Below are 11,911 nucleotides of genomic sequence, written 5' to 3' on the forward strand. Positions count from 1 at the left end.
TTCACGATGGCGCAGGTGATCGACCAAGTGCAGCGCCCGGCGCTGATCCTCGCGCCGAACAAGACTCTCGCCGCGCAGCCGGAAATTGCCGCGCGCAAACGACATGTCGTTGCGCTTGTACTGCATGGCCACCAGCTTGCGGACCACCTCGCGCAGGTCTTCGGTGGCGCCCTTTTTCAACGAAAACGTCATCGCCGAATAGGTTTCCACCGATCCGATACCATAGATGCACGACACCGATGCGATGATGATGACATCGTCGCGTTCCAGCAGCGACCGGGTAGCGGAATGGCGCATCCGGTCGATGGCCTCGTTCACGCTCGATTCTTTTTCGATATAGGTGTCGCTGCGCGGCACATAGGCTTCGGGCTGGTAATAATCGTAATAGGACACGAAATATTCCACCGCATTGTCGGGAAAGAAGCTTTTGAATTCCCCGTACAATTGCGCTGCCAGGATCTTGTTTGGCGCGAGGATCAGCGCCGGGCGCTGCACCGCCTCGATGACCTTGGCCATGGTAAATGTCTTGCCCGATCCGGTGACACCCAGCAGCACCTGGTCGCGCTCGCCGTCATTGGCCTGGCCCACCAGTTCGGCGATGGCGGCGGGCTGGTCACCGGCGGGCGTATATTCGCTGTCCATGCGAAACACCCGCCCGCCTTCGGACTTTTCCGGTCGGGCGGGGCGGTGGGGGGTGAAGCCGCCTTCGGTTTCCCCTTCGGCAAGACTGGTGCGAATCTGGATGGCCATGCCAGTTACCATGGCGCACGTGCCGCTTTTGTTCCAGTGCTGCGTCGCTATGGTCCGCGGCGCGGCGGGAAATCCTCGTCAAGCGTGCGGTCCAGCCATTTGTCATCAAGCCGGGGTGCCGGCGCATTCTCATCCGGTGCAGCATCTGCTGGCAAAGGCTGACCGTCCGGTCCAAGCGGATCGCCGTTTTCAGTGATGCCATAGGGGCTTTCATTGATGCCATAGGCGCCAGCATCAGGTTCGATGGTCAAACCGTCATCGGGAACCGTGGTGACAAGTGCTTCGGGCGGCGTGCCGCCCACTGCGCGGGCCATATATTGCGCAAACGCCCGTGCCGGGGCGCGGCCACCGGCCAGGCCGGGCACGGCACGGGCATCATCGCGGCCCATCCACACGCCGGTGGTGTTGCCCGACGAAAACCCGATGAACCAGCCGTCCTTGTTGCTGGTGGTCGTGCCGGTCTTGCCGGCAAGCGGCCGGCCGATCTGGGCGGCGCGCCCTGTTCCGGTTTCAACGGCGGCCTGCATCAATTCGGTCATGCGGGCCGCGACGAACGGCGCCACCACCAGACGGGGTTCCTCCGGCTCGCGGGTATAGAGCACGCGGCCGCTGGCGGTAGTGATACGGGTGATGGCGTAGGGCCGTGCCTCGGTGCCATTGCCGGCCACTGTCGCAAAGGCCTGGGTCATTTCCAGCAGCGTCACATCGGACGAGCCCAGCGCCATCGCCGGTCGGCGGTCGATGGGCGTTGTGATGCCGAAGCGCCGCGCAAGGTCGGCGACCGTGTCGAACCCGACCTGCTGGGCCAGTTCCACGGCAACCGTATTGATCGAAAGGGCAAAGGCGTTCTTGACGCTGACCGGCCCTATAAAGGTGCCGTTATTGTTGCGCGGCGACCAGTTGCCGATCACCACGGGCTTGTCCTCGACCATGTCGTCGGGGGCAACGCCGGCCTCCATGGCGGCGGCGTAAACGAAGAATTTGAACGCCGATCCGGGCTGGCGGCGCGCGGTGACGGCGCGGTTGTAGTTCGAGCGCACATAGTCGCGCCCGCCGACCATGGCCTTGACGGCGCCGTCCCGCGCCACGGCCAGCAGCGCGCCCTGGGCGCCCTTGGGAGTTTCGGCGGCAATCGCGGCTTCGGCAGCGCGCTGGCCGGCGACATCCAGCGTGGTGCTGACCTGCAATGGCTCGATCGTTTCATCGACGAGATTTTCGAGTTCCGCAGCCACCCAGTCGGTGAAATAGCGCGATCCGGCGACACGTTCCTGCGCGACAAAGCGCACCGTGGCCATATCGACGCTTGCCGCCTCGGCCGGCGTGATCGACCCGGCATCGACCATGACGGCGATGACCGTATCGGCGCGCCGGCGCGCGGCCATGGCGTCGGCGGACGGCGCAAAGCGTGACGGCGCCTTGACGAGGCCGGCAATGATCGCGGCTTCCTCAAGGCTCAGGCGCCGGGCGCTATGGCCGTAGAATTTGCGCGATGCAGCGTCGATGCCATAGGCGCCGCCGCCGAAATAAACGCGGTTGAGATACAGCTCCAGCAGCGATTCCTTGCTGAACTTGCGTTCAAGCGCCATTGCCAGCACGATTTCACGCAGCTTGCGGCTGTAATCCTTGGACGATGTCAGGAAGATGTTGCGCGCAAGCTGCTGCGTAATCGTCGAGGCACCCTGCGTCTTGTTGCCCGAGCGCGTGTTGGTGACAAAGGCGCGCACGATGCCAATGGGATCGATGCCCGGATGATACCAGAAGCGCCGGTCTTCGACGGTGATCATGGCGTTCTTCATCGTCGCCGGAATCTCGGCATAGGGCAGCCATTCGCCAAAGCTCGGCCCGATGCTGGTCAGCACCGTGCCGTCCTCGGCCTTGATTTCCACCGACTGGCCCTTGGGCGACCGCATCATGTCGGCATATCCGGGCAGCGACTGATAGGCGATGGCCACTGCGATGGCGAGCGCGATGGTGCCGGCAAGGCCGATGACAATCCCGGCCTTGAGGACAAGGCCGAAGAAGCGGGCCAACTTTGACCTTGAAGGGGCGGAGCGCGGGCGGGGAGGCACGACCGGTGTCTTAGGGAAGGAATACGGCAATCACAAGGCCGCTTTGGGCCGCTATGGCGCGCCGCACGACCGGCAGGCCGGATCCTTGGGCAGGGCGAGGGTGCGGCTGCGCGCCGACAACCCATCATAAAGCTGCAGCCGGCCCGCCAGGCTGTCGCCGGCGCCGGTCAGTTCCTTGATCGCCTCAAGCGCCATCATCGCGCCGATAATGCCGGTCAGCGCGCCGATGACGCCGGTATCGGCGCACGACCTGTCTGGCTGGTCGATGGCATCGCCAACAAGACAGCGATAGCACGGCAGCGCCGGGTCATGTCCCTTGAAGGTGGCGACCTGGCCATCGAACGGCCCGACCGCACCGGACACCAGCGTCATGTGCAGCGCCAGCGCGGTGTCGGCGGCGATCAGCCGCGTCGCAAAACTGTCGCAGCCATCGATGACAAGATCATGGCCCGACAGCAGCGCATCGGCATTGCCGGCGTCGAGCCGCAGCAGCGCCGGCACGATTTCGACATGCGGGTTGAGCGCATGGAGGCGGCGCACCGCAACCTGCGCCTTGGGCTCGCCTATATCGGCGGTGGCGAACAGCGTCTGGCGTTGCAGGTTGGACAGGCTGACGCTGTCATCGTCGATGATAGTGATGCGCCCCACGCCGGCGGCGGCAAGATACAGCAGGCACGGACTGCCTAGCCCGCCGGCGCCCACCACGGCAACCCGCGCCGATTTCAGCGCCGCCTGGCCGCGCCCGCCAATTTCGCGCAGCACCAGGTGCCGGGCATAGCGTTCCAGTTCGTCGTCGGAAAATCCGCTCACACGCCAGTCGAGCCGAAACCGCCGGCGCCGCGCGCGGTGGCGTCCAGGTCGGCCACCTCCTGCCAGCCGGCGCGGGTGACGGCGGCCGGCACAAGCTGGCAGATGCGCATGCCGCGCGTGACGGTGAACGGTTCGTCGCCCAGGTTGATGATCAGCGCCTTCACCTCGCCGCGATAATCGCTGTCGATGGTGCCGGGGCTGTTGGGCACGGTGATGCCGTGCTTGAGCGCGAGGCCCGACCGGGGTCGCACCTGCACCTCGTATCCCGGCGGGATGGCCATGGCGAAGCCAAGCGGCACTGCAAAACGTGCGCCCGGCGCCATCACGACATCATCGGTGACGGCAGCAAGCGCATCCATGCCGGCGGCACCGGGCGTGGCATAGGCGGGCAGGTCGAGGCCACCCCCATGCGGCAAACGGGTAATGGAAATCGCGATGTCAGATGGCATCGATGATCCTTTGCACCAGCCGGCTTGCGACATCGGCCTTGCTGGCCGCGCCCCAATCCTCGGTGCCGGCGCGGCTGACATGATGAACATGGGTGGCGTCGCTGCCGAATACACCTGTGGCAACATCATTGGCGATGATCCAGTCGGCGCCCTTGCGGTCCAGCTTGGCCTTGGCGCCGGCAACCGGATCGCCGGTTTCGGCGGCAAAGCCGATGACCAGGCGCGGGCGGCGCGCATGGTGGCCGACATGCGCCAGGATGTCGGGATTCTCAGTCAGCGCCAGCGTTGGCGGCGCGCCGCCACCTTTCTTGATCTTGGCCGGCGCGGCGTCCACCCGCCAATCGGCAACGGCGGCGACCATCACGGCAATATCGGCGGGCAGGGCGGCCTCGCAGGCGGCCAGCATGTCGGCGGCGCTGACCACACCGACGCGGGTGACGCCCGGCGGCGTGGGCAAATGCACCGGGCCGGCAACCAGCGTCACGCGGGCGCCGGCCGCAGCCAGCGCGGCAGCAATGGCAAAGCCTTGCTTGCCGGAGGAGTGATTGCCGATGAAGCGTACCGGGTCGATGGCCTCATGCGTCGGCCCGGCGGTGACCAGCGCGTGGCGCCCCGCCAAGGCAGGCGGGATGAAATGCGCTGCAATCGCCGACATGATCGCCGGCACCTCCGGCAAACGGCCGGGGCCGAATTCGCCGCAAGCCATGGCGCCGACGTCCGGCTCCATGACCGTCATGCCGTCGCCGCGCAGGGTTGCCACGTTACGGATGGTCGCTGCGTGCTGCCACATCCGCACGTTCATTGCCGGCACCATCAACACCGGCGTATCGGTGGCGAGCAGCAGCGTGGACGCCAGGTCGTTCGCCTGTCCCTGCGCGGCGCGGGCCATCAGATCTGCGGTGGCCGGGCACACGACAATCAGGTCAGCAGCGCGCGACAATTGGATATGGCCCATGCTGGCCTCATCCTCCAGATCCCACAGCGAGGTGCGGACCTTTGCTTCGGCCAGCGCTGACAGCGACAGTGCCGTGACGAATCGTGCGCCATTTTCGGTCAGCACCGGCAGCACGTTGGCCCCGGCGCGGCGCAATTCGCGCACCAGTTCCAGCGATTTGAAGGCAGCAATGCCGCCGCCGACGATCAGAAGGATGGTCTTGCCCTGCACCAGACGCCTTTAGCGCAAAGCGGGACAGTTTGTCGAACGCCGACACCCATGTTGACGACAGCCATGCGCGCCGCCACGGTGGGTGACGACAAGCTTGGGGAAACAGCCGGGCAAATCCGGTTTGGGGGTGTCACTTGGGTTCTGCGCCGCTGCGGCTTGCGATCATCCTCATCGGGGTCGCCATCGCGCTCAATTACATCGATCGCGGCGCCATCTCGGTGGCGGCGCCGCTCATCAAGGGCGAACTTGGCCTGTCCAACACCGACTACGGCGTCATTGTTTCGGGGTTTTACTGGACGTATGTGCCGGCGCTGGCACTGGCCGGATGGCTCGCCGACCGCATGTCGGTGCACAAGTTAATGGCCATCGGCGTGGGCATCTGGGCGCTGGCGACTGCCGGCATGGGTCTTGCCGGCGGCATGGTCAGCCTGATTGCGCTGCGCCTGCTGATGGGGCTGGGCGAGGGCGTTGCCTTTCCCTGCGGGTCCAAACTCATCGCCAAAGTGCCAGAGGAGGCACGCGGGCTGGCCAATGTCGCGCTGTCGGGCGGCATCGCGCTGGGGCCATTAATCGGCGCGCTGGCCGGCGGCTTGATCATGGCCCAACTGGGCTGGCGGGCCATGTTCGTGATCTTCGGGCTGGGAACCTTGTTGTGGCTGCTGCCTTGGGCGACATCGCGGCGCGGGTTTGAAGCCGTGCCGACAGGCAGCGCCGCCGAGAATGCTGCGCCGCCCGTCGCCTACCCCCGGCTGCTGCTGACGCGGCAGCTCTGGGGCATGTGCGCGCTGCATTTCACCGGCACCTATGTGCTGTATTTCTTCCTCGCCTGGCTGCCGCTCTGGCTGGTCAAGGCGCGCGGCTACAGCCTTGTCGACATGACCCTGCTGACCAGCGCGTTCTACCTGATGCAGGCGCTGGGCGGCGCGCTTGGCGGCTGGGCGGCCGACCGCGCTATCCGTGCCGGCAAGCCGTCGTCGGGTGTGCGCCAGCGGCAGGTGATGTTCTGCTCGCTGGTGTGCATCGCCGGGCTGATCGTGCTGCCGCGCACACAGGGCTGGGAACAGCTGCTGGCCTGCATCGTCGTGACCGGGTTTTGCTATGGGCCGATGCCGAACCTGTTATTCGCCATGGGCCAGACCATCGCGGGGCCGGCGTCGGCCGGGCGATGGGTGGGCCTTCAGGCCAGCATCGGCAATCTGGCGGGCATTACCGGGCCCGTGATCACCGGCGTCATCGTCGACCAGATGGGCTATGGCCCGACCTTTGTGCTGACGGCGGCCATCGCGGCGGCGGGTGTCATCGGCTGGCTGATCTTGGTGAGGCGCATCGCGCCGGCATTCTGAACATGGCCGGGGGGCATCGCTGCCCCCCCACCATCATTTTCCGCGCGACTTGCGGTGTTCCTCAAGGTCGAGCACGGCCGAATCATCTTCGGGCAGCAGGCCGAGCCGGCGCGCCACTTCCTGATAGGCCTCAACCTCGCCGCCAAGGTCGCGGCGGAACCGGTCCTTGTCCATCTTTTCGCCGGTTTTCATGTCCCAGAGGCGGCAGCCATCGGGGCTGATTTCATCGGCCAGGATGATGCGGCTGAAATCGCCCTCGAAAAGCCGGCCGAATTCCAGCTTGAAATCGACCAGCCGGATGCCGACTCCGGCAAACATGCCTGCCATGAAGTCGTTGATGCGGATCGCCATGTCGGCAATGTCGTGCATCTCTTCCTGGGTGGCCCAGCCAAAGGCAGCGATATGTTCATCGGTGCACAGCGGATCGTTCAGCGCGTCGTCTTTGTAATAATATTCAAGGATTGTGCGCGGCAGCGGCGTGCCTTCCTCGATGCCGTAACGCTTGGCAAGGCTGCCGGCGACGACATTGCGGACAACGACCTCGATCGGCACGATCTCGACCTGGCGCACCAATTGTTCGCGCATGTTGAGCCGACGAATGAAATGCGTCGGGATGCCGATGGTCGCCAAAAGCGTGAAGACATGTTCCGAAATGCGGTTGTTGAGCACGCCCTTGCCACTGATCGTGCCCTTTTTCTGGGCATTGAAGGCGGTGGCGTCATCCTTGAAATACTGGATGATCGTGCCGGGTTCTGGCCCCTCATAGAGGATCTTGGCCTTGCCCTCGTAGATCTGGCGGCGGCGCGTCACGGGCGGTCCTCCTTATCGGCCTGCATGGTCGGCCTGGATGGGCAAGCAGGCCTGATGAACGACAATGCCCCGGCGCGTGCATGACACGGAGCACCGGGGCAGAACCACAGGCATTAGCGTCAAGTCGCGCCCGATACAATCGCAGATGCAATCACGCATGCACGAACCCGGCCTGCCAATCTGGTCTCGATCTGCTTATCTTGCATTGAACCTTGGCCGATACGCCTCTATCTGAATGCCGACACCAGCCGGAGCGCCCGATGACCAGCTTTGACGATCGCGAAAATGCCTTCGAGGCCAAGTTCGCCCATGACGCCGACCTGAAATTCAGGGTTCTGGCGCGGCGCGACAAGTTGGCCGGCCTATGGGCTGCCGAAAAACTGGGCCTGACCGGCGAAGCGGCGATGAACTATGCCAAGGAAGTCATCCTGTCGGATCTGGAGACGCCCGGCGATGATGACATTGTCGGCAAGCTGCTCACCGATCTGGCACCGTTGGGCGTCGACAGCGCCGCCATACAGGCCGAACTCGCTGTCGCCGAAGCCGAGGCTGTCCGCCAGATCATGGAAACGCCCTGATGCCGATGGCCGCCCATGATATCGAAGCGGCCATTGCCGGCGCCCTGCCTGGTGCCGTGGTCGAGATCACCGATCTTGCCGGCGACGGCGACCATTATGCCGCCGTGGTGACCGCGCCGCAGTTCGCCGGGCTTTCGCGTGTGGCGCAGCAGCGTCTTGTGTATAATGCGCTGGGTGGGCGCATGGGGGGTGCGCTGCACGCCCTGAAACTGACCACCATCGCTTGTTGAGGAATTCTCCCGATGTCCGCCGACACCAATCCCGCTCATGCCAACCCAGCTCATGACCGTATCGAGACCCTTGTGACCAGCAACGATATCGTGCTGTTCATGAAGGGCACGCCGATCTTTCCGCAGTGCGGCTTTTCCTCGACCGCAATCGCCATCCTCGAACGGCTTGGCGTCGCGTTCGAAACCGTCGACGTGCTGTCCGACCCGGAAATTCGCCAGGGCGTCAAGGTCTACTCCGACTGGCCGACTGTTCCGCAGCTTTATGTCAAAGGCGAGTTTGTCGGCGGCAGCGACATCATGATGGAGATGTTCCAGGCCGGCGAACTCGAAGCCATGATCGCCGAGGCCGGGATCGCCCGCAGCGCCGCCTGACGCGCGCAGTGCAGCCCTTTTCTGCTGGCGCGATCTGGAACGACACGCTGGCCGCCTTGCGCCGGGATTTCTGGACGCTGTTTGTCGTGGCAGCGCCGTTCACGCTGCTGGTGTCGATGGCGGCAGCCCTGTTCGGCCCGCCGGCGCCGCGCACCATGGCCGGATATACGCCGGGCGTCGTGTTCTGGCTCATCGTCGTGCCGGGCGTGATCGGCATCATTGCACAACTCGCGGTGGTGCGGCTGGTCGCTGATCCGTCCGAACTGCCACGCCGCGCGCTGGGCCGCGCGCTGGCGCTTTCGCCGGTATTTCTGCTGGCCTCGACCATTGCCGCTGTGCCGGTGGCGCTGGGTTTGATGGCGCTGGTGGTGCCTGGACTGTATGTCATGGCGCGATTGTTCCTGACCGCGCCGGTGGCCGCCCTTGAAGGGCTTGATCCGGCCTCGACGGTGCGGCGAAGCTGGGAACTGACGCGCGGCCATGGCGGCACGATTTTGCTGTTCATCGTGCTGGGCATCCTGTTCGTTCTGGGCGCCAGCGTGCTGTCCGCCGGCATTGGCGCGGCTGTGGCATCAGTTGTCAAGCTGATCGGGTTTGGCGCCGGTGCGCGGTTCATCGATGCGCTGCTGCCATCGCTGCTTGGTGTCGTCCTTACCATGGGCAGCGCCGCGGCATCGACGGTCATTTACCGCAATGTGGCGCAGACCCTGCCGCCTGCGGGCAGATAGGCCGCCCCCCCCCCGAATGGTCCATCCCCGCGACTGGCCGTTGACGTGCCGGCGGGGCCGCGTCAAACCTTGCAGTCCAATTTGCCATGCAAAGGGGACTGTACGCCATGGCGCGGATCGCTTTTGTCCTGATGATGGTCCCGGCGCTGGCCATGCTGTCCGGCTGCGCCACGCACCGGCTTGTGGTGGCGCGGCCCAATCCGTCAGGCGAGCCTGTAACGGTCAGCAGCAATGCCTTTGGCCTTGGCGCCGTGCAGCGGCGCACGGTGGCAGACTGCCCGTCCAACCTGCTCGATGAAGTGCGCATAAAACAGAATCTCGGCCAGGCGCTGGCGTCGGTGCTGACGCTCGGCCTGTGGCAACCGGCGCGTCTGGAATATCGCTGCGCCAAGGTGCCGGGCGGCGCCGCCGGCGTGATCGAAGGTTGAAGCCATGGCCAGCGACCCACTGCTGACACCGCGCGGCGCCGGGACAACCACCAATTTCCACGGCACTGTCAAAGGCCCGGCCGCCGAGCGCTGGTATGCCGCCAACGACGCCGGCGGGCCAAAAATCGCCGGACTGCGCAAATCGGCACAGCGGCTCCGGGGCCTGATCGCCGATGCGGTGTCACAGGGCATGCGGCTGCGGGTGCAGGGTTCGCGCTGGTCGTTTTCGGAAATCTGTGATCCGGCCGGCGGCTGGATCCTGCAAACCGACCAGCTCAACTGGCTGTTCCGCGTGGGCCCGGCCAATCTCGATCCGGGCTTTGCCGGGCGGGCGGACGAGCTCATTCTCGCGCAGTGCGGCGCCTCGATTGCCGAAATCAACGCCGAAATCGAACCGCATGGCCAGGCGCTGCGCACATCGGGCGCATCGAACGGCCAGACGATCGCGGGCGCCATCGGCACCGGCATTCATGGTTCGGCGGTCGATGTCGGCGCTTTGCAAAGCCAGGTGGCAGGGCTGCACCTGCTGACCGCGAGCCGCAGCCTGTGGCTCGAACATCCGTCGGCGCCGGTGATGAACGCCGATTTTGCCGCCAAGCTCGGCGCCGAACTGGTGCGCGACGCGCTGTTGTTCGATGCGGCGCTGGTGTCGCTGGGGGCGCTCGGCATCGTGCATGCCGTACTGCTGCGCACGACGGGGCGGTACCGGCTGCGGTCATGGCTGCTGCCGCTGCCGTTTGCAGCCATCGAGCGGGCCATCAATACGCTGGACTTCACCGGCGTGCCGTTGCCGCGGCCCCATCTGCGGCCCTATTTCTTCCAGGCCGTGATTGATCCGGCCCGGCCGGACACGGCGCATTGCACGGTACGCTACAAGGAACCATGCCCCCCGGACCATGTGCGCGATGATGCACTGAAATCGGGCTATGAGGCCGGAAACGACCTGCCGGGGGTGATCGCCAAGCTGCTGGATGTGGCGCCCGCCATGCGCCAGACGGTTGTGTCGCTGCTCATCAAGTCCGAACTGCGGCCGTTTGCCGAAAAACTGGGCCTGCCGGGCGAAACCTACAGCTACACTGCATCGCGGCCCGGCTCGGCTGGGTCGGCTCTGGCCGTTCCGCTCGCCTATACCAGCCGCGCCATCGGCCTTGCGCGGCAGGCGTTTGCCGCCAATACCGGCGCGCCGGTCATACTGGCCTGCCGCTTCGTGCAACGCTCGCCGGGGCTGCTGGCGTTCACGCGCTTTGATCCGTGCTGCGTGCTCGATGTCGATGGCCTGGATAACAAGGCGACGCGGGCGGTGATGGAGGCGGTGCGCGCGACGTTCGATGCCGATGGCCTGCCCTATGCCCAGCATTGGGGCAAGCTGCACGGGCTGACGGCGGCGCGGGTGCGGGCCAGCTATGGCAGCAACCTTGATCGCTGGACGGCGGCGCGCCATGCGCTGATGCCGGACAAGGGCGAGCGCGATGTGTTCTCCATTCCGCTGTTCGACCACATCGGCCTGAACGCCTAGAGAATCGGAATGCGCGCGGCGGTATCGCGTGGGTGCAGGCCGATGACACGCGGGTCGGCAATGATCTCTATAGCGCGCTCGAACGGCACAAAGCCCTGCGCCATGTAAAATCCCAATGCGCCGGGATGATCGAGGTCGCAGGTATGAACCCAGACGCGGGTGATGCCGGGGCGCCAGCACAATCGCATGGCATGGGCCATCAACCAGCCGCCATGGCCATTGCCGGTCATGCCCGGCACCAGGCCGAAATACACCAGTTCGGCGGCGCCCGGCGCGGCGAAATCCAATTCAAGAAGGCCCACCGGCGTCCCGTCCCTTCGCGCTGCGACATGCACCTGTGTTGCCGGCGAATCGAGTAAGGCTTGCAGCTTGGCATCGTCCATCACCAGCCGGCCCTGCCAAAGCCATTCCTCGCCGATGGCGCGGAACAATTTGCGGTAACGGTCCCGATCAATCGGCGCCTGCCAATGCTCCAGCTTCAGCGCCGATTTGCGCGGGGCTTGCGGGGCGGACGGCGCCAGCATTTCCAGGCTGGTGACGATCGAGCCGAGATGCCCCTTGGGAATGATCAAGCGATCAGTCCCAGCGGGCGTGCGGCGGCAGGCTCATCAGAATGGCATCGGTGTTGCCGCCGGTCTTGAGGCCGAATGTCGTGCCGCGATC

15 protein-coding genes are annotated in these 11,911 nt (G+C 65.4%); 7 read left to right on the forward strand and 8 right to left on the reverse strand.

All coding sequences use genetic code 11. The features are described from left to right. The 5 genes from RMQ73_RS01665 to coaBC form a co-directional block, all read right to left on the reverse strand. Positions 1 to 750: DEAD/DEAH box helicase family protein (locus tag RMQ73_RS01665; RefSeq protein WP_310496237.1), on the reverse strand; the 750-nt coding region annotated here is incomplete at its 3' end. A gap of 47 nt (positions 751 to 797) precedes the next feature. Then, a complete protein-coding gene (locus RMQ73_RS01670) occupies positions 798 to 2,780 on the reverse strand; it encodes a PBP1A family penicillin-binding protein (protein WP_310496238.1) in 1,983 nt (660 codons plus the stop codon). Between the two features lie 90 nt (positions 2,781 to 2,870). Continuing rightward, positions 2,871 to 3,629 carry a molybdopterin-synthase adenylyltransferase MoeB gene (locus RMQ73_RS01675; RefSeq protein ID WP_310496239.1) on the reverse strand — a complete coding sequence of 253 codons (759 nt, stop codon included), beginning with the start codon at positions 3,627 to 3,629 and terminating at the stop codon, positions 2,871 to 2,873. After that, the gene (dut, locus tag RMQ73_RS01680) at positions 3,626 to 4,078 is read right to left on the reverse strand and encodes a dUTP diphosphatase (protein ID WP_310496240.1); all 453 of its coding nucleotides are present in this window, start codon (positions 4,076 to 4,078) and stop codon (positions 3,626 to 3,628) included. The genes RMQ73_RS01675 and dut overlap by 4 nt, the downstream gene beginning before the upstream one ends. Then, positions 4,068 to 5,243, reverse strand: coding sequence for a bifunctional phosphopantothenoylcysteine decarboxylase/phosphopantothenate--cysteine ligase CoaBC (coaBC, locus tag RMQ73_RS01685; RefSeq protein ID WP_310496241.1), 1,176 nt, complete (start codon positions 5,241 to 5,243; stop codon positions 4,068 to 4,070). Before coaBC ends, dut begins: the two co-directional genes overlap by 11 nt. A 134-nt stretch (positions 5,244 to 5,377) precedes the next feature. Between coaBC and RMQ73_RS01690 the strand changes: the two genes are divergently transcribed. Then, positions 5,378 to 6,586: an MFS transporter gene (locus tag RMQ73_RS01690; protein ID WP_310496242.1), complete on the forward strand. Its 1,209-nt coding sequence runs from the start codon at positions 5,378 to 5,380 to the stop codon at positions 6,584 to 6,586. Positions 6,587 to 6,619: 33 nt separating this feature from the next. Here the strand turns inward: RMQ73_RS01690 and purC are convergent, their stop codons facing one another. Beyond that, positions 6,620 to 7,396 carry a phosphoribosylaminoimidazolesuccinocarboxamide synthase gene (gene purC, locus RMQ73_RS01695; protein WP_310496243.1) on the reverse strand — a complete coding sequence of 259 codons (777 nt, stop codon included), beginning with the start codon at positions 7,394 to 7,396 and terminating at the stop codon, positions 6,620 to 6,622. A gap of 260 nt (positions 7,397 to 7,656) precedes the next feature. On the opposite strand from purC, the gene RMQ73_RS01700 reads away from it, so the two are divergent. From RMQ73_RS01700 to RMQ73_RS01725, 6 genes are all read left to right on the forward strand, one after another. After that, the gene (locus tag RMQ73_RS01700; protein WP_310496244.1) at positions 7,657 to 7,974 is read left to right on the forward strand and encodes a DUF1476 domain-containing protein; all 318 of its coding nucleotides are present in this window, start codon (positions 7,657 to 7,659) and stop codon (positions 7,972 to 7,974) included. Beyond that, positions 7,974 to 8,204 carry a BolA family transcriptional regulator gene (locus RMQ73_RS01705; RefSeq protein WP_310496245.1) on the forward strand — a complete coding sequence of 77 codons (231 nt, stop codon included), beginning with the start codon at positions 7,974 to 7,976 and terminating at the stop codon, positions 8,202 to 8,204. The genes RMQ73_RS01700 and RMQ73_RS01705 overlap by 1 nt, the downstream gene beginning before the upstream one ends. A gap of 12 nt (positions 8,205 to 8,216) precedes the next feature. After that, a complete protein-coding gene (gene grxD, locus RMQ73_RS01710) occupies positions 8,217 to 8,576 on the forward strand; it encodes a Grx4 family monothiol glutaredoxin (protein WP_310496246.1) in 360 nt (119 codons plus the stop codon). 8 nt (positions 8,577 to 8,584) lie between these two features. Then, positions 8,585 to 9,304: a hypothetical protein gene (locus RMQ73_RS01715; protein WP_310496247.1), complete on the forward strand. Its 720-nt coding sequence runs from the start codon at positions 8,585 to 8,587 to the stop codon at positions 9,302 to 9,304. A 107-nt stretch (positions 9,305 to 9,411) separates the two neighbouring features. Continuing rightward, positions 9,412 to 9,732 (forward strand): hypothetical protein, encoded by a 321-nt coding sequence (locus RMQ73_RS01720; protein WP_310496248.1) that lies wholly within the window; start codon positions 9,412 to 9,414, stop codon positions 9,730 to 9,732. A gap of 4 nt (positions 9,733 to 9,736) precedes the next feature. Next, positions 9,737 to 11,248, forward strand: coding sequence for an FAD-binding protein (locus RMQ73_RS01725; protein ID WP_310496249.1), 1,512 nt, complete (start codon positions 9,737 to 9,739; stop codon positions 11,246 to 11,248). On the opposite strand, the gene RMQ73_RS01730 is transcribed toward RMQ73_RS01725, so the two are convergent. Both RMQ73_RS01730 and RMQ73_RS01735 read right to left on the reverse strand, forming a co-directional pair. After that, positions 11,245 to 11,820, reverse strand: a complete 576-nt coding sequence (locus tag RMQ73_RS01730) for a GNAT family N-acetyltransferase (protein ID WP_310496250.1) — start codon at positions 11,818 to 11,820, stop codon at positions 11,245 to 11,247. The two genes, RMQ73_RS01725 and RMQ73_RS01730, sit on opposite strands and share 4 nt — an antisense overlap. A gap of 4 nt (positions 11,821 to 11,824) precedes the next feature. After that, positions 11,825 to 11,911: coproporphyrinogen III oxidase (locus tag RMQ73_RS01735; RefSeq protein ID WP_310496252.1), on the reverse strand; the 87-nt coding region annotated here is incomplete at its 5' end.

Origin of the sequence: Sandarakinorhabdus sp., assembly GCF_031430775.1 — a bacterium.
GTDB lineage: Bacteria > Pseudomonadota > Alphaproteobacteria > Sphingomonadales > Sphingomonadaceae > Sandarakinorhabdus.

Bases quoted from the DNA above. Each gene is read 5' to 3' on its own strand.
- RMQ73_RS01700 (WP_310496244.1), top strand. From the start codon at position 7,657: ATGACCAGCTTTGACGATCGCGAAAATGCCTTCGAGGCCAAGTTCGCC.
- RMQ73_RS01725 (WP_310496249.1), top strand. From the start codon at position 9,737: ATGGCCAGCGACCCACTGCTGACACCGCGCGGCGCCGGGACAACCACC.
- grxD (WP_310496246.1), top strand. From the start codon at position 8,217: ATGTCCGCCGACACCAATCCCGCTCATGCCAACCCAGCTCATGACCGT.
- RMQ73_RS01705 (WP_310496245.1), top strand. From the start codon at position 7,974: ATGCCGATGGCCGCCCATGATATCGAAGCGGCCATTGCCGGCGCCCTG.
- RMQ73_RS01720 (WP_310496248.1), top strand. From the start codon at position 9,412: ATGGCGCGGATCGCTTTTGTCCTGATGATGGTCCCGGCGCTGGCCATG.
- dut (WP_310496240.1), bottom strand. From the start codon at position 4,078: ATGCCATCTGACATCGCGATTTCCATTACCCGTTTGCCGCATGGGGGT.